We start from the raw sequence: 23430 nt of genomic DNA on the forward strand, positions 1-23430 counted from the left end.
AAAGAAAAATCAGTCAGGTATCATGATTTATTTAGATGCACCTACAAAAAAGGTATATGAAGATACTGTAAGGAAATTTGGAATAGAGTTTTCTAATAACGTATCCCTGTCCATAAATGTCAATTTCCGGAACTTCAATAATATCAACAGTTCCACCAATTTGTTCAAGGATTTGTTTTTTTAGACCATTGAAGTAATAAGGCTCAGTTTTTTCACCTTCTGTAATGATAAGAAACGAGTTTGCCTTAGGCGTTTTAAAATCATGGGTACGCTTTTTTCTATCGGCCCGTCTCTTTTTAAAAATATCATCGCTTCCCATTCAATCACCTGCTTCCACATTATACTCAGATAATGAAGGGATTCCTCCATAAACTCCGGATAAATAGTCTTTTTCAAACGATGCATCAGAACGAATCTTGAAATCAGATAAGGCAGAAAGGCTGGAATACCCATAATCATCTTTTTGAACAAACCAGATCTGATCTCTTCTGAAAAATTTTCGATCCAAAAGAGTTGTGTCATGTGTTGTATAAATAAGCTGGGCACTAGAATCCTTATTGTTAAATAAATCAATTACAAATTTAAGAAGTAGAGGATGCAGCTTAATATTCAACTCATCTACAATCATAATTCCATCTCGCATAATGATTGAAGAAGCAATAATAAAAATAATTATGCTTTTTAAGGTACCTTGCGATTCGTTATACAGATTTAGCTTATATTTCTTTTGATTCTTACCATTATGATATGTAAAAAACTCTATCTTTTTGTCGATTGTATCGTATGAAATATCCCTGATACCAGTATCAATAGCAGTGAGAAACCTGATGAGCTCATCTTTATTATTATCAATTACATCTGGCAGAAATCGTTCCATAACACGGGGATTTTCATAAAAGCGAGTATCTACTATCATCATGTGAGAAATTTCAGCAAATACTTTGTGAAATACTTCTGTTTTTAGAGATAATCTGCTGAAAAAGGTTAGGGCAAGAGCTTCTTTTGAAATCTGATTCTTATATCGGTCACATTCTCTTCTGATCGAAGCCCCCATTTTAATTTCTTTAGTACTGCGTTCTAAAATTATTGATTTACGATTGCTCTCAAAATCCCGGACATAAAACCATTCACTAATAATTTCTTTATCATCAAACTCAAATCCATAGCTATATTCTGCAGAATCATCACAGAAAATAATTTGATATTCAGATGGAGAGAAATCATCATCAAAAGCAAAGGGATTATAATATTTTTCCAGAATGTTATCCTCAATCTCACCGACGGCATTCATAGAGCGCATAACTATATTTTGGAACATCTGTATACCATAGTAGAGGTTTGATTTTCCACTTGCGTTTGCACCATAGATTGCTGCTACTCGTAAGAACTTTTCTTTTGTTCCTTGGATTAGATTGTACTGATGTTCTTTATATGCTGGTATGGATGTCATATCAAGAGTGATTTCATCTTTAAAAGACAAAACATTCTTCATAGAAAACTGAACTAGCACGGCATGAACCTCCTATTATTCCTATTCTGATAATAAAATAACATTTTATGCATGCTACGTCAATAAAATTACGGAAAATTCACAAAAATATTGGCATAAGCAACATGTAGTAAAAACACAATATCTTGTGCAAAACCTAAAAGCTGCATAGGGATAATGAATATATGAATTTGTGATATGATAATTGTGGAGAGGAGGCGTGATAAATGAGAAAAACATTAAAATACTCAGTATTAAGATATTCTCCTGCTAAGATTTCAGGGGAGTTTATTAATCTAGGAATCCTATTTTCTGAGGAGTCTGTGAATTTTCACGCGTTCTATTATTCAAAAAATATTGCTAGAATTGCAAAATTCGATGATATGCTTGACCCCAAGGTTTTAAGGGAGTTTTTGTCTGGAATCATGCAAGATATTGAGGGTTTTTCTACGGAATATTTTTTTGATATAGACTATTACGTAAAATTTTATATAAATGATTATGAGTTTGAAAAACCTAAAATAATTGAGTATGACGATTTAGATGAGATTGTTGACGCTTTAAAAAAGACATATTTTAGATTTGATTATCCAAAAAATGAGCGGCCGACAAAATTTGAAGATCAAAGAATACTTGCCGATCTTATCATGGCTTCAGGCACCGATTTTAGTCGAAATAAAGCAGTTCAAGGAAAGTATAGTGAAAGTATTCATTACGATCTCGTTACAGCTGATTATTATGTCAAATTGTTTGATTTTGATGGAAAAGATTTAAAACGTTGCATAAATACTGCTAAGACATGGGCTTGGAACAGTAACTATGATGACGGTAAGAAGGTGTATATTTTCTATAGGTATAGTCAGAAAAAGCCTGAGGATAGTAAGGAATTCAAGATTATTTCTGATATTTTTAATGATTCACGGGCTGATTTCTTTAGTATAGAAGAAAGCGCAGATGTGCTACAGGGAGCAGGATAAATAAAACTGAATTAGTAAATAGCTTAATATATGGCATGGTATTCGTACCATGCCATAATAATTTGAAATTGAGAGAATAATATAGATCAATAAAAAGTGTTTGTGTTCTCTTGTCTAACAGTATTCCATAGCGGCCATCTCGGGTTCCATAAAACATTGATTTCTGTCTAAAAAAGTCCTTGACTTTTGACCCAGTATAATCAACCCGCTGATTATCATTTGAAAAATGACAATTACAACACATTTTTACCTTTGAATTTTGACAATTCGAGGCTACTTTATCCTTTGAAAAATGACAATTGTCGTTGTACAATGGTATAAACAGGAGGCTTTTATGTTAAAGAGAGATATTTGGGGAAAGCTTAACGATTGGAACAATCGAAATCATCACCCCCTAGTAATAAAAGGCTTAAGACAGATTGGAAAAACATATATTGTGAAAGAATTTGGCAAGGAATTCTTTGAAAGCTGCGTATACATTGATCTTAGAGCAAATAAGACAGTGCACGGTGCTTTTGAAGGAGATTTTGACGTAGACAAAATGGTTATGTCCATTTCAGCTGTAATTACAAATGCCAAATTTATCCCACACAAAACACTTATCATTCTTGATGAGATTCAGGATTGCCCCAATGCCAGGAGTTCCCTTAAGTATTGGGATATTGATGGCCGCTATGATGTTATTGCTACCGGAAGTTTTCTGGGCGTGAAAGGATTCCGCGAACCATATACAAGGGGCATACCTGTTGGCTATGAAGAGCAGCTGACAATGTACCCACTTTCGTTTCGCGAATTCTTAAAAAATACAGGAATAGATGAAAAAGTACTTGATTATGTTAGGGAATCTATTCATGATAAGAAAACAATAGATAAACCCATACATGAAAGTATGCGCGCTCTGTATCTGCAGTATCTTATAGTAGGTGGTATGCCTGAGGCAGTAAATACATTTTTTGAAGCTCATGACCTCAATGCTGTGAGAAATGTGCAAAAATCTATACTAAAGTCGATAAGGGATGATTTTGGACGGTATAAAGACGCTGATGGAAATGACAAGACAAACGAAGTACTTAAACTTAGGGCAGAGGCATGCCTGGATTCAATGCCATCACAGCTTTCAAAAGAATATAAGAAATTTCAGTACAGTCTTGTAAATGCTAAAGGACATTCACCGGAAAAGGCTGATGGTTTGCAATACCTGATAGATGTGGGTCTTATTGTCCGTTCATTTAACACAAGAGAGATATCATTCCCTCTCGAGGGAGCAAAAATACCAACTGAGTTCAAAGCCTTCTATTGTGATACAGGGCTACTCATATCGCAGCTTGGCGACGATATTCCTGCAAAAATTCTTTCAGGAGATTTAAGTGCTTACAAAGGAGCCATAGCAGAAAATATGGTTGCATCTGCATTTGCTACTAACGACATGAAATTATATTACTTCCATGCGCCTAGTGGATCTCCGGAACTTGACTTTCTGTTTGAAGATAAGGGCGAAACGGTGATAGTCGAATGCAAGGCTACCAATAATAGAGCAACAAGCATGAAATATGTGATCCGTAATCAGAAAAAATACGGAATTCACCTGGCAATAAAGCTTGCTGACACCAACGTAGGCGAAGGTGATGGCTTTATCACATATCCGCTTTATGCTATTGGGTTCATGGAACCAATTGTGCCAAATGCTATCATTGAACCTGTGGATATTAAGCAGCTAAAGGTCCCTGATAACAATTAAAATAACACCAAACCAAATAGTATAGTAATTACGAAGAGGGATACATTTTTGGGAGAAGATAATCAATTAAAAATAAGAAATCCAATTTTAAAAACTGACAGTGTGATAAAAAGTGATGTAAATGCTAATACCGATAATTTTAATTATGGCATCGCTGTTTTAAGAATTTGGATGTGTTTTGAAGTAGTTCTTTATCATTTTAAAAGTTGGAATGGAGCATCGATTCAAGACTTGGCATGGCCCTTTCGAATGCTAATGAGATATGGTAAAATTGCTGTTCCGGTCTTTATGCTCACATCATTTATCTTTACTGACATGTCGAAATTATCGATGGATAATAAAAAGATCAAAAAGAGATTTCTTCGGTTACTGGTACCGCATTTCTTTTGGGCTTTTTCGTATTATCTGATATATAAATTGCTGGACATATGGAAAGGATTAAGTCTAGAAAAAGGAATTAGCGATTTGCTATGGCAATTGGCACTCGGACATAGTTTAAATCAGACAGAGTGGTTCCAGATAGACTTGATTATATTAACAATTGTTTTTATTGTGCTTTTTAAGATATTCAAGAAACATGCGATATTCGTCACCTGGTTAATGGGTTATCTTGCGTTATACCTTCAGTATTCAGGCAAAAACGGAGCCCTTTTTGACAATGTAGTTTGGAAAGAGGGATTCAACGCGGGTTATGTAACATATCCTATAGGAAGAATAATGGAAATGCTACCTTTCGCTGTTATTGGAATTTTAATCTGTCATTATGAAATTTTGGATAAGATAAAAAAGCATAGGTGTGCAGTAATAGTTATTTCTATACTTAGTTTGTGTTTTTTATTTAATATGGATGTATTTTCAAGTGTAGAACGGCAATACGACTATTCAGGATGTTATTATATTTTAGCGGGCACAATATCGGTTATTCTTTTCTGTTTGGTACCGTTAGAGGTATTGCCTACATTTATTAAGAAGATTATCATGTTCTTTTCCCAATTTTCTTTGTCTGTATACTTCGGACAAAGACTGATAGCCACACTGATTTATAATACATGTCTTAACGCTTGGTTTAAAATGCGTCCGGGTTCGATTCATGATTGTATTATTATTTATATTTGCTGTGTTATTATAGCTTGGTGTATAAGCCTGATTCCTTCAAAATACATCAGAATGGCAGTAAAGTGATTTTGGAACTCTGCCAAGTGTAATGTTTGTTTTGGGGAATTAATCATTATCTTTTAAAGGTATAAATAATGTTTAATAATAATAGCAGAACCCGAAATGCTGTTAATGCATCTTTCTGGGGGATGACTTGTAATGTAGTAAATAGTTTATTGGGATTTGGATATAGAACTATATTCATCTATGTATTGTCATCAAATTATTTGGGGATAAATGGGCTATTTACAGATATATTACAGATACTATCTTTTGCGGAACTAGGGATAGGTAATGCTATAGCATTTCGATTATATAAGCCAATTAGTCAGAAAAATATCCAAGAAGTTGGCGAAATCATGTATTTTTTTAAGAGGGTATATCATTTTATTGCCTTAATAATACTGATGTTAGGATTATCTATCCTTCCTTTTCTTTCATATTTCATTAAGGATACTGGTGAAATCCCGGGAGATGTCAATTTAACAATAGTTTATTTACTGTTTCTATTTCAAACAGTATCATCATATTTTTTTTCTTATAAACAGATATTATTGAATGCTGATCAGAAGCAGTATATTAATTCGCTGGTGAATTCAGCAATTTCTTTGATAGTATATATTTTTAAAATAATAGTTCTCTTAACAACAAAGAAATATGTTCTTGTATTGGTAGCCGGCATTATCTTTACAGTAATATCTAATTATATATTTAGCGAATGGGTACGTAACAGATATAGGGAAGTATTTGAAGTTGATAATAATGTTAATGTTTCCGTAAAAAGTCAGATTTTCAATGATACAAAGGCGATTTTTTGCCATAAGATAGGCGGAACAGTCTTAAATAGTACAGATAATATAGTAATCTCAAAGTTTGTGGGACTTGTTTCTACAGGTATATATTCTAACTACAGTTTACTGTTTTACAGTGTCACTTCTTTATTGAATCAGCTACTGGGCAGCTTCGTTTCAACCTTGGGGAATGCTCATATTGAACAAACACGGGAACAGAGATATACAACCTATAAAAGGCTGTTATTTGCTAATTTATGGATAACGAGTGTGTGTACCGTCTGTCTGTTTACACTTATCAATGATTTTATTCTTAATTGGGTCGGGTCAACAATGTTATTATCATTAATGACAGTGGCAGCATTAAGTATGCAGTTTTTTGTTGAGACATCACGGATTATATCCACTGCTTATACGAATGGATGCGGTTTGTTTGTAAAAGATAAAATGCGCCCTTTGATCGAAGCATCAATAAATCTGGGGGTATCAGTTATTCTGGTCAAGGAGATGGGGATTGCCGGTGTGTTTTGGGGAACGGTTATCAGTCATCTATGTACAGTATCATGGCGTGAACCTTATTTGTTATATAAATATGAATTTATGAAAAGCGTTGTTGGATATTGGATTCATTACTTTATAGCATTGATAGTGACAGGGCTGATATGCTATGGATATAGTGTTTTTTTTGAAATGGCAGGAATAGAAGTAAAGAACTTAGGATTATGGTTTATTAAAGCGGTGTGTGTTTTTTGTTTGACTAACATATTTTATGTATTGATGTTTCGCAAAAATGGCAATTATCTGTTCTATAAAGAACTGATAATGAAAAGACTGCGACATGATCATTAAATCACAAAGATGGTTGTGAAAGTATGTGACGGTGAAAAGATATGAAGATTCTTTATTATTCAATTGAACATGATGATCTGGATCATGGTGGAAGCGTAATCCGGAAAAGAAATCTGGCACTCTTGCAGAAATTGGCGGGAGAGGAAGATGTTTACTTTTATGTATGTCAAAATCAGAAAACCTTGCTTTCTAAAGGAATCAAGTATCTACAGGCCCTGACAGGATGTGAGATTGGAATTGATAAAGAATTGATACGAAAGATTAAAGAATATGATTATGTTTTTATGGATGGAACTACTTTAGCAGACTTTAGCATCCGCATGCTTCAGATGGGCAGGGTGATCAGTTTTTTTCATAATGTGGAATATGATTATTGGTGCCAATTACTTGCATCGCAACAGAACATTATTAAAAAGGTGGAGCGGTGGCTTTATAAGCAAGCAATTTTTGTATATGAAAGAAGGATTACACGATATTCGGATACGTTAATTACACTGAATAAAAGAGATTCTGACAGACTAAAAAAACTTTACGGTCGAGAAAGCGACTTGCTGCTTCCCACTTCCATGGAAGATGCGTATAGGGAGAACACGCTTCCGGCCGAAGACAAAGAGCCCTATCTTCTGTTTATAGGCAGCGACTTTTTTGGTAATACGGAAGGCTTGTTCAGGTTTTGCGAAAACTGCATGCCTAAGATCAATGCTTCTCTGATTGCGGCAGGCCTGAATATGGAAAAACATGAGGAACGGTTTGGGTCAGATAAAATCCATTTCTATGGTTATGTCGATGACCTTACTGAACTGTACCAAAATGCTGCGGCAGTTGTAATGCCTATTATCAGTGGTTCCGGTATGAAGACAAAGACCTGCGAAGCGATGATGTATGGAAAAGTCATTTTTGGGACACAGGAAAGCTTTGAGGGATACCTCCTTTCTGAGGACTGCATCTTATGTGAAGACGATTCGGCGTTTATTGATAAAATTAACGCTTATCTTGAAAGCGGGATACGTAAATTCAGTCCCGCGAATAGGAATGTTTATTTACAAAACTATGAAAGTAACATTATGGCGGAACGGTTTGTAAAGTATTTTACCGGAGAAAGAGAATGATACCAAAAACAATCCATTATGTCTGGCTTTCCGGCTCTGCCAAGCCTGATGAAATTAATGAGTGCATCCGTTCCTGGGAAAAAATCCTGCCGGACTATACTGTGCGTGAGTGGCAGTTGCAAGATTTTCCAATAAAGGATATGCCCGGTTATGTGAAGGAAGCAATCGCTATGAAAAAGTGGGCTTTTGCAACGGATTATCTGCGACTCTTTATCCTGTATCAGGAGGGAGGGATTTACCTTGATTCGGATATATTGATGAAAAAGAGTATCGATGAATTCCTTGACAATGCTTTTTTCTCATTTATCGAATATCATGAAGAGGGCTTTGCTCCATACAAGGATTTGATTGATGAGAATGGTAAGGCACTTGTGGAAGATCATATCCCGGGCTTTTGCATGCAGGCAGCATTTCTTGGCTCGGAAAAAGGAAACGCTTTTATCAAAGATTGTATGGACAGCTATCAAAACAGATCATTTCTGACTCCGGAAGGGAAGCCTGATATGAGCATATTGGCACCTGATATTTATGCTCTTTGCGCACGTAAATATGGCTTTTTGTATAAGGATTGCCTACAGAAGATAGGGGATCGCATGACAATCTATCCATCTGCCTATTGTGGTGGAACGAGATCTCTTGAGCAGGAAAGCAACTATGCAGTACACTGTTGTGCCGGCTCATGGAGAGAGTATGCGCTGAAACAGAGACTATTTAGCAAAATCAAAAAGATCATAAGAGGATGAGAATTGTGAAATTCCGAAAAAAAGTGGCAGTCGTGTTTTTGGCCAGAGATTGCGAAAAGACACTGCCTGCTTTCTTGAAAAAAACAGAACATTTGCGGTTGTACTTTGAAGACAGCAGTGTTTTTATTGTGGAAAACGGCAGCAGGGATAGAACGCGAAATATTCTTCGTACGTACTGTGAATCGCATACGAATGTGAGATTGTTTTTTTTTGATGATTCAAATTTTGACAAGCTCCCACGTATTGAGAAAATGACGATACTCCGCAATAAGTGTCTGGAACTTGTAAGGGAAAGAGGATATACACCGGACTACTATATCATAATTGACGGGGATCTGGATTATGATGTAGAGTCGATTGTAAAGACTTTGCAAAATGCACCGGCTGACTGGGCTGCATTATTTGCGAATGGGCGGTATTTTCTGAAGGTAGGACCTATACATATTCCTGTTTTGTATTATGATTTGTTTGCCTACTTGCCAGAGCCACCGGTAATCGGAGTTGGAGATTGCATGACGCAGGATGAGATGCTGAGACTTCGCCGTTTTACGCAGCAGGCACTGAGAAAAAAGAGATATCTTCCCTGCAGGTCAGCTTTTGGAGGCCTAGGGATTTACCGTTATGATGCAGTCAAAGACCTTAGGTATGTAGTTGAAGAAAACAAAAGAAGTCCGGAATTTGATCATTTGTGCGAACATATACCTTTCAACAGGGGAGTTTTAAAACACGGAGTACTCTATGTTTGCTGTGATATGAAGGTGGACTATGAGCCGGTTGGCTTTAAGGTTTTGATTGGGGCTTTTTTAGTGGGACACGGAAAAGAGAAGGAACTGCAAATAATCAGAAGAATCTATCGAAAGGTAATTACTCTACGTGATAAAATTAATGGGAGATCAGAATGAGGCTGCTGTTTTGCGGAAATATTTTTTCCAACTTTGAATGTGGGAATTCCTTTCGTAGTGGGATTTTTTTTGTGGCATCTGCACTACTTGACGAGTTTTGTAAGATGGAAGATGTCGAAGTAACGGTGTATGCAGATCCTGAGAAAGCGGACATAGTGGAACGTTTTCTTCAAACCGCTCATCCGACGCTTTCAGTTATTACATTCAGGGCGTTACCACACAGACGTTTGCAGTATCACCTAAAAACGTGGCTTGAGAAAAGAGAGAAAAACGGGAAAAGGCCATTAAGAGGTAGTGGAAGGCTAGTGCATTTGTTTGATGCATTTGATGTGTTCACGTATGACAGTGATGTGACAGCCTTCAAAAAATATGATGCATTCTTTTCACCCTGTGAGGCTGCACCGCCGGCAATTGAAAAGTCGGGGATACCGGTTTATACAATTATCCATGACCTGATTCCAATCGTGACTGGGGAGTTTCCGGTCAGAAAAGGATATTGGTTCTATGATGTATTGCAGCAGGTTTCTCCTGAAAAATATTATTTCTGCATTTCAGAATGCACGAAGCAGGATTTCATAGAACATTGTCCTAAGGCAGATACTGCGCATATACGCGTGAATTACAATGGTTTTGTGCCGAGGGAGGAAGTGTTAACGGAAGCAGATGGTCAGCGTATAGTTGAAGATGCAGGCCTTTCTTGGAAGAAATACTTGCTTATCCTCGGAAATGTAGTACCGCACAAAAATGTGGAACGGCAAATCCGTTCGGGAGTCCGCTTTATCAAAGAGTGTATGCTTAATGACTATCGGATTGCTGTTGTCGGGAGCTGTAATGATCCGGATAAGATACTGGAAAGTGCAAAGGTTGCTCAGGATGACCGCAGCCTTGTAATCTTTTGTGGTTATGTTCCGGACGCGCATATCGGGGCTTATTACAAAGGAGCCTTCTGTCTTTCATTTACAAGCATGTATGAAGGCTTCGGACTACCGGTGCTTGAAGCAATGAATGAGGGGTGTCCGGTGGTTACAAGTAATACAAGTTCTCTTCCGGAAGTAGCCGGTGATGCAGCACTCCTGATACCACCAAAGGATGATGAAGAACATGTAAATGCTTATACAAGATTACTGAAAGAGCCAACTCTTAGGGAATCACTGATAGCCCGTGGAAAGGAACGAGTCACACATTTCAAATGGGATCAGACTGCTAAACTAATGATGGATGCAATGAAAAATGACAGAACGGTTTAAACATTAGTATCTAAATAAGGGATATTATGAAAAAACAAATCCTATGGCTTGCGCCCTACGTTCCTTACTCCAAGGTAAGGCATGCGGGTGGTAAGAACCTAAATTACTACATAAACTACATAAATGACACCGGGGAGTTCGATATCACCTTTATTGGGCTCGGATATGAGGAAGAGCATTGATTGCATGGTTCTAGGTATTATAAGATGGATTGTTTATGTTTGTGGGCTATTTGCCTGGACAGAATACTAATATCTGTGCGATAGGAGTGAAAACATGATACCTAAATATTTATATCATTATACGTCAATCGACACATTAAAAAAGATACTTGAAAACAAAACAATTAAGTTCTCAAGATTAGATACGATGAATGATCCTCTTGAAGGAATTATAACAATTAATGAATCGCAGGAACTTCTAAATGCAAGAAAATGCATGTATTGTTCATGCTGGTCTGAAGAGTCAGAAGAAAGCATAAGCATGTGGGGAGTATACAATAGATTCAGGGGAGTAAGAATAAAAGCCAGATCGGATCTGTTTGCTGATTTTCAAGGTGTGATGGAATGTGAATGTGGCTTTGTTCCGTATGGAGCAATAGACCCAGTTGATAGTGGAGTTAGAGCTACTATCGATAAAAGGCCCATCATGATAAATAAGGTTTACGGACCAATAAAAGTCACGTATCAACCTTTAAGTGAATTACAAGGATGCATTGCAAAAGAGGGGGATTTTTGGGAAGGAATTAATGAACCATCGTTTAAGATTAAAATTGCTGATATTGGAAACCATAAGAATTCCTTCTGGGAATACGAAAAAGAATGGAGATATAAGTTATCAGCTTTTTCAGCTATAGGTGCAAGAGATATAGAAACACTGAAAAGTGGATCTAATGATTATTTGATGAAAGAAATGTATGTCCACATAAAGCGCAATATAGAAGAAATTGTGATGGGACCAGAGACAACAGACGATGAATTTCATGAATTGGTTAAATATCTTAATGATAAAGAATTGAATATTTGTATTCGAAAAAGTGATATTGCGTTGAGAAATATGTATTAAAACATATTTTTATAATGTAGAGCAACAATGACATCAAGAGGACTATAAATAGATATTTTGATGTTATCATAGATAAATGAAACTGAAGTATGAAGTGATATACTATGCGTAAAGGATGAAATGATGAGAATATTTCAGAATTAGACGTTTATATACGGAATAAGTATTTATATGAAGATGTGAGGGTACTGATTATGCATGGAGGCCAAGGAACAATTGAAATAATAACGAATAATGGCCAGCAAGTGGCTTGCAAACATCTACTAGATGGGAATTTTGCGGACGAATATTCTAAATATAGATTTTTGCGCGAAATTAAAATAGCACAGAAAATTGATTCGCCAAATGTAATTAAAATAATAGATATTGGAGAGGATGAAGAAGGCCTTTTCTATACAATGCCTGTGTATCAATATGATTTAAATAATTTTATTATTATAAATAGTGAACAGCTTTTTAATGATCCGCAAATGCAAAAGAAAATATTTATTTCTATACTAAATGGAGTGAGTGCTTTGCATGCTGCTGGGATTATTCACAGAGATTTAAAACCGGGAAATATACTGATAAATAATCTGGATGATATTGTTATTTGTGATCTTGGATTAAGTAAGGATATCGATTCATCCAGTTCGTTTACATATACAGGAGCGGTATTTGGTACACCAAATTATATGTCACCGGAGCAGAATAATGATTCTAAGCATGTAGATATACGAACGGATATTTTTGCGCTTGGCGTAATATTAAATGATTTGACAGGCAGAGTGATGAATTGCGCGCCAAATCAGCTGTGCAGAATAGCAGATAAAGCCACTAATTATAATAGAGAAGAAAGATATAGTAGTGTTGCAGAATTTAAGAGGGATATTGAAGAAGGGTATGATATTTGGCTTAAAAGTAATGCACGTGTAAGTTCAGAGGAACTAATTAATTCGCTTAGTCGTAAAGATATTGGGATAATTGAAATTGTTACATATTCAGAACAGATTTTACATAGTCCCTACTATAAAATAGGAGATGCTGATAACTTATCTGGCGCACTAGATGAAAAGAAATATATGATATTAGAAAGAGAAGATGAAAATCTTTGCTTGGAAATGTTCGAGCATATTTGGGAAGACTGGAGAAATACATGGAATAATAATTATTATAAAGTTGACGATATGGAAGCTTTAGTAAAATGGTATTGGGGAATATCGGAATCTCCACTAATAAAAGGGTACAATCTTGCGATGCTAGCAAATGCTGCTCGGGATGGCAATAGATTTGCAGCTATGAATACTATGATTGAAATGATAGGGGAAATAGCTGGTAATGAGGAGATAAAGAGAGTTCTTTTGAGCTTTACAAGTGTTAATACAATAAAGAGTAATTTCAAAACAGTGGGAAAGAATCCGCCAGCATGGATGTGATTTGAATTCATTTTATGAATAATACCTACGAGGGTAAACTATATACAACTGAAGCAGAGAATTTATTAGAATATTTAAGTTGAAAATATACAAAGGCTATGCGATGTGTAGTAAAAGAAAGGGAAAATGATGCTTTAGCTTTTGGAGACATCATAGGAGAGATGAGATGAGAGTTTACTTGAATAATATTGGGGTGATTCGAGATTCCGAAATAGAAATCAATGAAATAACGCTAATAACGGGATATAACGATTCTGGAAAAACAACAGCAGGGAAAACTATAAATGCTATTTTTTCGGCAGTTGAAGATATTTTTTTGAATGCGCTTGCTGATAAAATAGCATATATCAATATTGTTTTACATAGGAGAATAAGAAATATAATTCCGGTTGGTGCAAATGAATTAAACTTAAGCAATAGGATCAGCCAAAGGATAAATGAATGGCTCAATATAGGTTTTGCAGCTACGGATGAAGAAATCAAGGATTTATGTAATAAAGCAAAATCTATTATTGAAGACATCTCTCAAGCGAGCGATGAACAGATAGATGGATTGTTCAAGGAGCCAAACAGATCAATGCTGGGTGGAAGAGTAAAAATCTATAGAGATAATGGCGAATTATTGAAAACCATTGCCTTGATAGAGACTATGGAACAGCTTATAACAGATGATCCTCAAGCTATGAAATATGCAGATAGAAAGATTATAAAATATCTGCAGAGTGATTTCTTTGATCAGATTACACCCGTGAGATACAAGGATAGAGTGGGAGAAATTCTTGTAAAAGAAAACGATGCAAATGTATTTAACATACGCATTAGGAAAAATGAAATAGAAGGAACAGAGCACTTATACAACTATATAGCAAATTCTGAGATAGAAAAGGTAATAATGATTGATGATTCTGACGTACTAGATGAAATATATGCTCACGTTAACAAGCAGACTTCATATGGTATGTATCATGATCAATTAGAATTATCTGATTATTATCAAACCATTTCTGTTCGGAACAGAAAAGAAAAGTTGTCAAATTATATGTTTCCACATAACTATCTTTATCAGGAAATTGAAAATGAGGAGAGAGCCCAACTTATTTTTGAAAAAATAGATGAGGCTTTTAATGATGAAGTAATTATCAGTGGAAATAAGATGGTATGTGCGGGTAGTAAGCTGGATGTTAGGAATTTAGCGGCAGGTTCAAAACTATTTGCTATTATTAGACAATTATTACTTAAGGGACAGCTTGATAATAAAACTTTGCTAATTATGGATGAACCGGATGACCATTTGCATCCTGAGTGGCAAGTCTTATTGGCAGAGGTGTTGGCGCTACTAAACAAGGAATTGGGTGTAAAGATATTGCTTACGACCCATAGTACAAATCTGGTATATGGATTCGAGGTAATTCAGAAGCGTGAAAAAAAGCAATCAGTAAAGCTATATGATACGATTAAATTAGAAGATGAGTACTCTGTAATGTACAAGGATGTATCTGACGATTATTCAGAAGTATACTCAAAGCTTGGTGCACCTTTTATTAATCTCAGGAGAGAGGAAAGCTTGTATGACAATTAAGGAATTGAGAGATTTTCTCGAAGCTAATTTCTCAAATGAGTATAAAACGATATCAGAGCTTGCAAAGCCCATGAACATTACGGACAACAGAGAGGCTTACAATTTTGATGCTATTAAGAATCATTATTGTCGGAGGCAAAAGCTTGAATCAGCGGACGCACTTGCACTTAGTTCTGATACGGTGTATTTAATTGAGTTTAAATCTGGATTTGCAAGGCAGGGAATGGATCCAAAGCTGGAAAAGGCAAAGAAGGATGGACAAAGATGTAGCATAAGACTAAAGGCATGCGAAAGTGAGTTATTACTTGAGAAAGTCTTATGTGATGGGGCAGCTGAATTCAAGAAGGTGTTTATTAGCGTTATAGACTGTTCCGATACAAAAGGTGCTATGGAAGATGTAATTCTCAAAATGGCAGGAGGAAAGCTTGGGAATGAAAGTGTTTCTGAAAAGAGTAAGTTGGAACATGACCTTAAGGAGAATTCGTTGTTAGTATATAGAAAAGAGATAGATAAAAAGCATATTTTATATGATGAAGTCTGGGTTATGTATGACTTTGAGTATAGTGAAAAGGCAAGAAAAAGGTAGCTCTGTGGAAGGAACTTATCCCCCAAAAAGGGATTTTTTGCAGCTGATGATTGGGGTCATTTATTAGTAAAAAATAAGAATATTTGTGGATATTAAGGGCAATTGTCTCAGCAACACTAAAGTCAAGAGAACAATATTTTAAGATTACATTCTGAAGGAGATAGGGAATCTGATGAATGAGGCAGATATAAAAGCAAATTGGTACTATTTTAGGTCTTTGTCGAATCAACTTCATAGGATAAATCGTCAAGAAAAAATGTTAAATGCTTCAACGTTTTCAAATGAGTTTGCAAAGATTCTTATGCTTGCATCATCAGAATTTGAAGTAATATCTAAATTGATATGTAGGGAGGCAGGAATAAAACTTCCCTGGAACGCAAATATTGTTTCAATTACGAAAACGTTGCTTTTAAAATATCCCAAAATTGGGGATACAAAAGTTTATACGCCATATATTGAATTCCAACCATTAAAAGAGTGGAAAATTATTAAGGAAAAATAGAAATGGAAAAATAGTTGATTCAGTTGATGGAATCTCTTGGTGGGGTAAGCATAATGGAATAAAGCATGATAGAGTAGATGTTTTTGAAAGTGCTACTTTGGATAATTGTGTTTATGCTGTGGCTTCATTGCTTATTTTAGAGTTATATTTATCGCAACAGGCCTTGGGGAATGTGGATTCTATTAGTATGATAGGCTGTAGTTACTTTGATTTGAAATATGGTGTTTCTGGAATAGTTGCCACAACAGGAGTTTTTCTTCCGGATTTTATGTAGAATTATATTTAGTTCATTTATATTAGGAGATGTGTTCATATTTTGGTACGATATATGACATGGAACGCATTTTCTGAGAACGATGGGTTCTGGATAATACATGCAAATTGTAATACCAAAGTACACAGGATTCAGACTATGGAAGAACTCGAAAAGATAGATCACGAAATCGTTAAGAATGTGCTAAAGATGAGCGTAATGAATAATGCATCTTTGTCGCAGTACCAAAAACAACAAGCTATTAACATCATAGACAGAGCCGCGCAGCAAGCAGACTGGATAATAGAAATGCTAAAAATGTACGGCTACATCAAAAAAGATTAATGTATGAAAAAACAAATCCTTTGGCTCGCCCCATATATCCCATACCCTAAGGTAAGGCATGCGGGTGGGAAGAACCTAAATTACTACATAAACTACATAAATGACACCGGGAAGTTCGATATCACCTTCATTGGGCTCGGGTACGAAGAAGAGCGGAAGGAAGTGGGGCTGGAACGATTAGGCATATCATCTGACATATATTACCGCGACCATTCCAAATTAGACTATATAATAAGAAGGGTGGTCAGCGGATTTACGCTTCTCAATCCCTGGACTAAGTACGCAAGACAGCTCCTTCTCTATGAGCACATGCAGCTTAGCAAGCGCATAGAGAAATATAAGGCAGCAGGCGGGAATCCTGACATTGTGATGCTCCATTGGACCTCAATGGGGCTTATTATGCCTGAAATTAAGGCGCTGTTTCCCAAGGCTAAGTACATCATGATTGAGGAAGACGTAACCTATCTGGGATATCAGCGAAAGTATGAGACATTCGGGACTAATCAGTGGAAGAGATTTTACACAACTCTCAAGAAAGCAGAGCTCGAGGTCATAAAAGAAGCGGATCTTACGGTTGTTCTTAATGAAAAGGACAAGGACTTATTAATTAACGACGGAATCCCTAAGGATAAAGTTTTCGAGGGAACCAATTACTTTGAGAGGCATACCGGAGTAAAGAGAAATCCAGATTATAAAAATTTGTTATTCTTTGGAGCTATGGATAGGGCGGAGAACTATGATTCTGTCATATGGTTTATTAACAACGTAATGGATGAGCTTGCAAATGAGGGGTATACACTTACTATAGTCGGAGCCAATCCCGCAGGAGTTCTAAAGGACAAGGTCAAGCTTTTTAATGAAGCTTATAAAAAAAATGGCAGAGAAGTGCTTTCCGAAAACAGCAACATTACCGACAAGCACCAGAATAAACTGCAGTTACCAATCACCCTCACAGGATTTGTGGACAGCGTAGATCCTTACTTTGAAAGAGCTCTGTGCCTGGTAGCTCCACTCCTTCTAGGAGCGGGAATAAAAGTGAAGATCCAGGAAGCGTTGTCAGCAGGGGTACCGGTTCTGACAAATGATATCGGAATAGAGGGTATAGGCGCCAAGGATCAGGAGGAATTCTTATTTTGCAAAACACCTGAAGACTACATAAATAATATCAGGAAACTGTCAGATGATAAGGGGTTAACTGAGAAAATCGGGGATAATGCTTTTAAATACATACAGAAGCACAACGATATAAATGATAAGCTAAATGACTTGTTAGGCACATTTCTTGACGGTTGTAACGTCTCAGACCATTTGTAATAAGGATTCAGACTAGCCGTATCTATATTTAAATTCTTATCGTGATGATTCTTGTCTATTTGGTACAAGCATTCTGTAATAATTCAAGAACTTTGTACGGATGTTACAAGAATCATCATTGTATAAGTCTATGTCTTATCCACGCTGAAATGTGGAGAATTCAGATATTAAGTATTCGTGATTGAGGTTTAACCAAAGAAATAAACTAAAAAGCGTTTATAAATGGTATAACTTATCCACCAAAAAACATTTTCATTCGGCAAAACAGTACCGGATTGATTTCTGGATATGTATAATCTGGGTTCTCATATTGACAGAAAATCGTCAGGATGCACATGATCAAAGTCACTACACATAAACAAGCCACATGTCTGGCTTGTTTATTATATGTCTCTTTATCATTGTAATCTTTAGCTAAAATACTCATCGCCATAATCACTGCAGAAATAATTAAGTAAATTCTGTAATCTAACTGATATCTTACAAGCACACCACACATAAGAGTATCAACTGATACCACGATTAGCACAATAATATAGCACAATCTTCTAAACCATAAAGCTTTATCTGCAAATACGTTTTCGGGATAATTGAAACTATTCTTTCTCCTGAAATCTGCAATACACAGCCATGTAATCGGCGCCATCATAATTGCTCCGCCAATGACTGGCTCGCTTACTATAAATCCCTGATATCTGATGATAAGACTACTGGAATACATAAATGGGAATTCAAAATGAATATGTGGTAGATTAAACAGATAATACCACAGTCCTATAGGAATCCTTGCAGGATGAATTCCCATGTGAACCATATCATAACCTGTTAGATTATAATTTGCCCCAAAGTCAAATGGTGAACCAAATCGTGCATAGTTATAATACATAAGGCCTGCAGCTACAGGCACATATGGAAGAATCAGTATGACAAGCTTTATCAATGAGCCTTTTTTTCTGAGATAAGCATTTCTTATCAAATCCCAATAAATTACTAAGCCTAAAAAACTTGCCATTGCAAATTGTGGTCTGCAACCAACTGCAAGTGCCATACATAGTGAACCGAGAATGCCCTTCAACAGCAAATGCCTCTGGAAACTATTTCCCGCAACTTTCAAGCAGCTGCCATCTCCTTTGGGAATCTCACTACTGCATGAGGTGCCATCGTTAACAGAATTCATCCACAACGTTAGGCCAAACATTATAAACATCAGCCCTGTACCTATAGCCACATAGTAGATAGAAGCCCTTTTTATTATTAATATCAATCCGGATGATAACGTAAAGGTTGTCGAAAGCAGCAAAAACAATCGCAGAGGGATATTCTTATTAAGCTTCTTTCTGAGCTCGTTAACAAGAAAGAAGCTTGCAAGTATCAGCAGCACATCCAAAATGCTAGTCGCTGTCATGTTTGTCATATCGTTACCGCTGATTAGATAGTATGGTAAATGAAGAATCAGTGCAGGAATAACTCCGAAATAAATGTAGTATTTATCCCCATAATAAGCGGTATCCCATACGGCCTTTGCGCCAAGCGTTTCTCGGTTGCGAAAATCATATGGATTCTCCATGTTTGCAAGAATATCATCCGTATTCTCTGCTACAAAAAAGTTGCCATTAACAAAGGCTTTAGCAAGGTTTGAGTAATTATATGAACTGCCCCAGTCTCTGGTCTGATTCTGAATTGATAACGTCAAGATAATAAGCCCTATTACAAAAGCTGATACGATAAGAAAGGATTTGCGACTGTCAAAATCCATACTATCAAGCGAATAATAGTCTGAAAACAACACAGCTTGCAGTGCTAACAACACCCCAAATACCAGTAACAGACGCATGATTCGCAATCTGAAAGGGATACCGGAATTCACTTCAATAGAATCAAAAACGATCTCATCCAGATCATCTGCTATTGTAAGCTTAATCTTGTTCACTTTCCCGAATGTCTCAACTGGCAAATACATGGTTTCTGGAACAAGCGGACTAGCCACAATTTGTACAAAATCATAGAATTGTGCATGCCCCTCATCCATTATCGAAGTCGTAATATGCAGAATGCACTGTCGTTCCTTACTTTCCCAGCCAGCGTCGTTACAGTCTGAAACATTTAAATGAATGCTTTTTACATATGCGTCAATGTCTTCAGATATAAGGGTTAAATGTCCAGGGACTACATAAGACTTTCCGTACTCCACTTGCATTCCATCTTCGAAGGAAAAAGTGGGGAAGCTTGCATTCTCCGAGCTACCATATAGCCAGAATTTGTAATTAAACGCAAAAACCTCAAGAATTAATGCTACGAAAAAACAGAAAACAATTGGTTTATACTTACATCTATGTAATAAATTCATCATTCTTCCCAAAACTTTATTAATGGTACAATTATCAAAAATCCATCTACACTTGATTGAGGAACAAAACTTTGTAATCAAGTACGGAACGGATGCTTTGTCACTGATGGATTAGCGTACTTATTGTACCACATAATACGGACCTTATGGAAAATTCCGGACTGTATAGGCGCCGTCTCAAACCTAGAAATTGGACTAAGTGAATATCATATAGTAATATGATAGGAGTGATTCAGTTATAAAGCATGATGATTTATGTGGTTTATCTATGATTAGACAAATTACAGTAGAGAATAATAAACTTTTATTTTCAAATATCATTCAGATCCAGATGCCAATCATTGCCACTATCAAGAATGATTTTAGTAAGGTTTGCCTATTTTAAAGAAATAGAAAGAGATAATAAAAAACAATACAAATGATAAATAATATACCGAAAACGTCAAGAAAGAACGGAAAGTACATATACAGATTTTTTAGTGAAGTCATTATCACTAGTATAGCAGTAGCAATATTCCTATATCACTGGTATGAATTTGTAAAAATAAATAATAATACGGGCTATTTGCTTGGTGCAGGTAACCTTGGAATGGCTACAGGAATTTACCTTATTTTATATATCGTTATAGGAAAATGGTTGCATGCATTCAAAATAGGTGTGGAGCGTAAGGCAAATATTTTGGCGGGGCAGGTTCTGACACTTATGACTGTGAATTTTATCGAGTTGTTTATTTCATGTGCAATAACAGGACAGTTCAGATATTTCCCAAAGTTTATCAAAACTTATTTTGCAATGTTTTTAATACAAGCCTTAGTGAATTGTTTGATATCAGTTATTCTGGTAAATAGCTACAGAAAGATGTTTCCGCCACTTACTATTATCGAAATTCATGGTGATCATGATAATAATCTGTATGAAAAAATCAATGGAATTGCATATAAATACAAGATAGAAGAACGCATGTCATGTGATGAGGAAGAGGCAAATATCAGAAAAAAAATAGTTGGCTTTGATGCAGTACTTCTAAATGATCTTCCTGCACACAAGAAGAATAAAATTTTGAAAGTATGCTTTGAATTGGATAAGAGGGTATACTTTGTACCTAAGATTTCTGATGTAATTGTAAAAAACTCGGAGGAACTCAATCTATTTGATACTCCGCTTTTCTTAAACAGAAACAATGGTATAAATCCTATTCAAAGGTTCATAAAAAGATTTTTTGATATTGCTATAAGTATTGTGACGCTAATAGTCCTTAGTCCAATTCTGTTAATTACAGCGCTTGCGATAAAAATCGAAGATGGTGGTCCCGTGTTCTTTAGACAGGAGAGAGTGACTCTTGACGGACAAAGATTTATGATTCTAAAGTTCCGTTCGATGATAGTGGATGCAGAGAAAGACGGAAGACCTCACCCTGCTGGAGAGCAGGATGATAGAATAACAAGGGTTGGGAAAATCATTAGAGCTATAAGGGTGGATGAGCTTCCACAGCTGATTAACATTATGAAGGGAGATATGTCTATCGTGGGTCCCAGACCGGAGCGATGGGAACATGTCGAAAAATACGCTGAAGATATTCCGGAGTTTTTGTATAGGAATAAGATGAAGGGCGGACTAACAGGATATGCTCAGGTTTATGGAAAATATAACACTACCGCTCTTGATAAATTGAAGTTAGATTTACTTTACATTACTAATTATTCACTATTATTGGATGTTCAGATAATATTTGAAACTATAAAAATACTTGTACAGAAAGAAAGTACTGAAGGTTTTACAGAATCAGCCAGCAAAGAAATGCATGATGCTGATCTTTAAAAAGTCATATAATTAAGTATCAGCTTCACGACTCAATAATTTAAGAAAGGTTTGCTAATGACAGATAAAGTTTTTGAACTATATAATGAATTATTTCAGAGATACCCTTCCCTTGAAAGAGAGAAGGATAGTATCATGAAGTCCTTTGAGATTATACGCGATAGCTATAAAGAAGGTGGTAAGCTACTTGTGGCAGGAAACGGTGGCTCTGCTGCTGATGCAGAACACATAGTTGGAGAGCTGATGAAGGGATTCATCAAACCAAGGAAACTTGATAATGAGATCACACAGGAGCTCATATCAATAAACAAAGAGCTTGGATTTCAGCTCTCAGAAGCTATGCAAGGAGCACTTCCGGCAATAGCGATTGTGGATCATGTAGCATTATCCACTGCATTTTTAAATGATGTGAATCCTCAGATGAGCTTTGCTCAGCAGGTGAATGGTTACGCTACTGACAATGACGTATTCCTTGGGATAACCACATCAGGTAATTCAGAGAACATTATATATGCGGCAATTATGGCAAAAGCGAAGGGCCTTAAAGTCGTAGGCCTTACGGGACGTGACGGCGGCAAGATAAAGGAGTACTGTGATGCCTGCATCATAGTTCCTGAGTCAGAGACCTTCAAGATACAGGAACTGCACCTTCCGGTATACCATGCACTGTGCCTAATGTTGGAAGAAGCGTTCTTCTAAGTAACGTAACAAATAATTCATATTGCGAAAAAGAAAACTATACACTAATGAAAACTCACCAAGAGCAATGAAAACGGAGCAACCATAGTAATGTCAGATCAGAACGAGACAATTGATAATCTGAAAAAACAGAATGATAATCTGCAGATGCAGCTTGATCAAAGGAATGAACTTATTGCTAAGCAGAAGAAGAAGATAGACAGGCTTAAGGATATAGAAAAGTCTTATAATGCAATACAAAATTCAACGGGGTGGAGAATAGTCAGTTTCCCCGGAAGAGTATATGAAAAATCATTCTCAAAAAAGAAATCTTCAAGACGAGGAATCTTCAAGGTTGGAATGTATATTAAGGCACTTAATATAAACAATATAAAGTTCGTTCTGTCAGCATATAAGAAAGGTGGAATAGAACAGGTTAAAAGGGAATTCAGAGACTTCGAAAGAAGAACAGATAATTATCAGTTTGGGACACTTACAGATTTATTACTGCTAGATGTTATAGAGAA

At 36.1% G+C, this 23430-nt stretch carries 21 protein-coding genes; 18 read left to right on the forward strand and 3 right to left on the reverse strand.

Going from position 1 to position 23430, the window contains the following annotated elements; genetic code table 11:
- Positions 1-31: 31 nt before the first annotated feature.
- Positions 32-319: a hypothetical protein gene (locus G610_RS0104135; protein WP_026523772.1), complete on the reverse strand. Its 288-nt coding sequence runs from the start codon at positions 317-319 to the stop codon at positions 32-34.
- Positions 320-1510: an AAA family ATPase gene (locus G610_RS0104140; RefSeq protein WP_026523773.1), complete on the reverse strand. Its 1191-nt coding sequence runs from the start codon at positions 1508-1510 to the stop codon at positions 320-322. It lies immediately after the preceding gene.
- Between the two features lie 206 nt (positions 1511-1716).
- Between G610_RS0104140 and G610_RS0104145 the strand changes: the two genes are divergently transcribed.
- The 16 genes from G610_RS0104145 (at position 1717) to G610_RS0104220 (ending at position 18059) form a co-directional block, all read left to right on the forward strand.
- Complete coding sequence (locus G610_RS0104145; RefSeq protein WP_026523774.1) at positions 1717-2466, forward strand: DUF3037 domain-containing protein; 750 nt, start codon at positions 1717-1719, stop codon at positions 2464-2466.
- A gap of 334 nt (positions 2467-2800) precedes the next feature.
- Complete coding sequence (locus G610_RS0104150) at positions 2801-4204, forward strand: ATP-binding protein (RefSeq protein WP_026523775.1); 1404 nt, start codon at positions 2801-2803, stop codon at positions 4202-4204.
- A gap of 48 nt (positions 4205-4252) precedes the next feature.
- Positions 4253-5386: an acyltransferase family protein gene (locus tag G610_RS0104155; RefSeq protein WP_026523776.1), complete on the forward strand. Its 1134-nt coding sequence runs from the start codon at positions 4253-4255 to the stop codon at positions 5384-5386.
- 68 nt (positions 5387-5454) lie between these two features.
- Complete coding sequence (locus G610_RS0104160) at positions 5455-6999, forward strand: lipopolysaccharide biosynthesis protein (protein ID WP_026523777.1); 1545 nt, start codon at positions 5455-5457, stop codon at positions 6997-6999.
- Positions 7000-7040: 41 nt separating this feature from the next.
- A complete protein-coding gene (locus G610_RS0104165) occupies positions 7041-8108 on the forward strand; it encodes a glycosyltransferase (protein ID WP_026523778.1) in 1068 nt (355 codons plus the stop codon).
- A complete protein-coding gene (locus tag G610_RS0104170; protein ID WP_026523779.1) occupies positions 8105-8851 on the forward strand; it encodes a glycosyltransferase family 32 protein in 747 nt (248 codons plus the stop codon). The genes G610_RS0104165 and G610_RS0104170 overlap by 4 nt, the downstream gene beginning before the upstream one ends.
- Positions 8852-8856: 5 nt before the next feature.
- Entirely contained in the window at positions 8857-9753 is an 897-nt protein-coding gene (locus G610_RS0104175) for a glycosyltransferase family 2 protein (protein WP_196809803.1), read from the forward strand.
- Between the two features lie 71 nt (positions 9754-9824).
- Entirely contained in the window at positions 9825-11000 is a 1176-nt protein-coding gene (locus tag G610_RS0104180; protein ID WP_196809804.1) for a glycosyltransferase family 4 protein, read from the forward strand.
- A gap of 26 nt (positions 11001-11026) precedes the next feature.
- Positions 11027-11182, forward strand: coding sequence for a hypothetical protein (locus G610_RS22945; RefSeq protein ID WP_155830947.1), 156 nt, complete (start codon positions 11027-11029; stop codon positions 11180-11182).
- 94 nt (positions 11183-11276) lie between these two features.
- Positions 11277-12065: a hypothetical protein gene (locus G610_RS0104190; RefSeq protein WP_026523782.1), complete on the forward strand. Its 789-nt coding sequence runs from the start codon at positions 11277-11279 to the stop codon at positions 12063-12065.
- Between the two features lie 194 nt (positions 12066-12259).
- A complete protein-coding gene (locus G610_RS0104195) occupies positions 12260-13480 on the forward strand; it encodes a serine/threonine-protein kinase (protein ID WP_026523783.1) in 1221 nt (406 codons plus the stop codon).
- A 166-nt stretch (positions 13481-13646) separates the two neighbouring features.
- Complete coding sequence (locus tag G610_RS0104200; RefSeq protein WP_026523784.1) at positions 13647-15059, forward strand: AAA family ATPase; 1413 nt, start codon at positions 13647-13649, stop codon at positions 15057-15059.
- Positions 15049-15645, forward strand: a complete 597-nt coding sequence (locus G610_RS0104205) for a hypothetical protein (protein ID WP_026523785.1) — start codon at positions 15049-15051, stop codon at positions 15643-15645. The genes G610_RS0104200 and G610_RS0104205 overlap by 11 nt, the downstream gene beginning before the upstream one ends.
- 172 nt (positions 15646-15817) lie before the next feature.
- Entirely contained in the window at positions 15818-16147 is a 330-nt protein-coding gene (locus tag G610_RS0104210; protein ID WP_026523786.1) for a hypothetical protein, read from the forward strand.
- Positions 16148-16463: 316 nt separating this feature from the next.
- Positions 16464-16745: a hypothetical protein gene (locus G610_RS0104215; RefSeq protein WP_155830948.1), complete on the forward strand. Its 282-nt coding sequence runs from the start codon at positions 16464-16466 to the stop codon at positions 16743-16745.
- Positions 16746-16748: 3 nt separating this feature from the next.
- A complete protein-coding gene (locus G610_RS0104220; RefSeq protein WP_081667209.1) occupies positions 16749-18059 on the forward strand; it encodes a glycosyltransferase in 1311 nt (436 codons plus the stop codon).
- Between the two features lie 232 nt (positions 18060-18291).
- On the opposite strand, the gene G610_RS0104225 is transcribed toward G610_RS0104220, so the two are convergent.
- The gene (locus G610_RS0104225; RefSeq protein ID WP_026523789.1) at positions 18292-20406 is read right to left on the reverse strand and encodes a hypothetical protein; all 2115 of its coding nucleotides are present in this window, start codon (positions 20404-20406) and stop codon (positions 18292-18294) included.
- 418 nt (positions 20407-20824) lie between these two features.
- Between G610_RS0104225 and G610_RS19640 the strand changes: the two genes are divergently transcribed.
- On the forward strand, positions 20825-22225 hold the full coding sequence (locus tag G610_RS19640) for an exopolysaccharide biosynthesis polyprenyl glycosylphosphotransferase (RefSeq protein WP_051197604.1): 1401 nt from the start codon (positions 20825-20827) through the stop codon (positions 22223-22225).
- Positions 22226-22282: 57 nt separating this feature from the next.
- On the forward strand, positions 22283-22924 hold the full coding sequence (locus tag G610_RS0104235; protein WP_026523790.1) for a D-sedoheptulose-7-phosphate isomerase: 642 nt from the start codon (positions 22283-22285) through the stop codon (positions 22922-22924).
- Positions 22925-23430 lie beyond the last annotated feature (506 nt).

The sequence above is a fragment of the Butyrivibrio sp. MB2005 genome, assembly GCF_000424285.1.
GTDB lineage: Bacteria > Bacillota > Clostridia > Lachnospirales > Lachnospiraceae > Butyrivibrio.

Bases quoted from the DNA above. Each gene is read 5' to 3' on its own strand.
- G610_RS0104190 (WP_026523782.1), top strand. From the start codon at position 11,277: ATGATACCTAAATATTTATATCATTATACGTCAATCGACACATTAAAA.
- G610_RS0104235 (WP_026523790.1), top strand. From the start codon at position 22,283: ATGACAGATAAAGTTTTTGAACTATATAATGAATTATTTCAGAGATAC.
- G610_RS19640 (WP_051197604.1), top strand. From the start codon at position 20,825: ATGATAAATAATATACCGAAAACGTCAAGAAAGAACGGAAAGTACATA.
- G610_RS0104225 (WP_026523789.1), bottom strand. From the start codon at position 20,406: ATGAATTTATTACATAGATGTAAGTATAAACCAATTGTTTTCTGTTTT.
- G610_RS0104200 (WP_026523784.1), top strand. From the start codon at position 13,647: ATGAGAGTTTACTTGAATAATATTGGGGTGATTCGAGATTCCGAAATA.
- G610_RS0104170 (WP_026523779.1), top strand. From the start codon at position 8,105: ATGATACCAAAAACAATCCATTATGTCTGGCTTTCCGGCTCTGCCAAG.
- G610_RS0104195 (WP_026523783.1), top strand. From the start codon at position 12,260: ATGCATGGAGGCCAAGGAACAATTGAAATAATAACGAATAATGGCCAG.
- G610_RS0104210 (WP_026523786.1), top strand. From the start codon at position 15,818: ATGAATGAGGCAGATATAAAAGCAAATTGGTACTATTTTAGGTCTTTG.
- G610_RS0104160 (WP_026523777.1), top strand. From the start codon at position 5,455: ATGTTTAATAATAATAGCAGAACCCGAAATGCTGTTAATGCATCTTTC.
- G610_RS0104165 (WP_026523778.1), top strand. From the start codon at position 7,041: ATGAAGATTCTTTATTATTCAATTGAACATGATGATCTGGATCATGGT.
- G610_RS0104205 (WP_026523785.1), top strand. From the start codon at position 15,049: ATGACAATTAAGGAATTGAGAGATTTTCTCGAAGCTAATTTCTCAAAT.
- G610_RS0104145 (WP_026523774.1), top strand. From the start codon at position 1,717: ATGAGAAAAACATTAAAATACTCAGTATTAAGATATTCTCCTGCTAAG.
- G610_RS0104220 (WP_081667209.1), top strand. From the start codon at position 16,749: ATGAAAAAACAAATCCTTTGGCTCGCCCCATATATCCCATACCCTAAG.
- G610_RS22945 (WP_155830947.1), top strand. From the start codon at position 11,027: ATGAAAAAACAAATCCTATGGCTTGCGCCCTACGTTCCTTACTCCAAG.
- G610_RS0104150 (WP_026523775.1), top strand. From the start codon at position 2,801: ATGTTAAAGAGAGATATTTGGGGAAAGCTTAACGATTGGAACAATCGA.
- G610_RS0104135 (WP_026523772.1), bottom strand. From the start codon at position 319: ATGGGAAGCGATGATATTTTTAAAAAGAGACGGGCCGATAGAAAAAAG.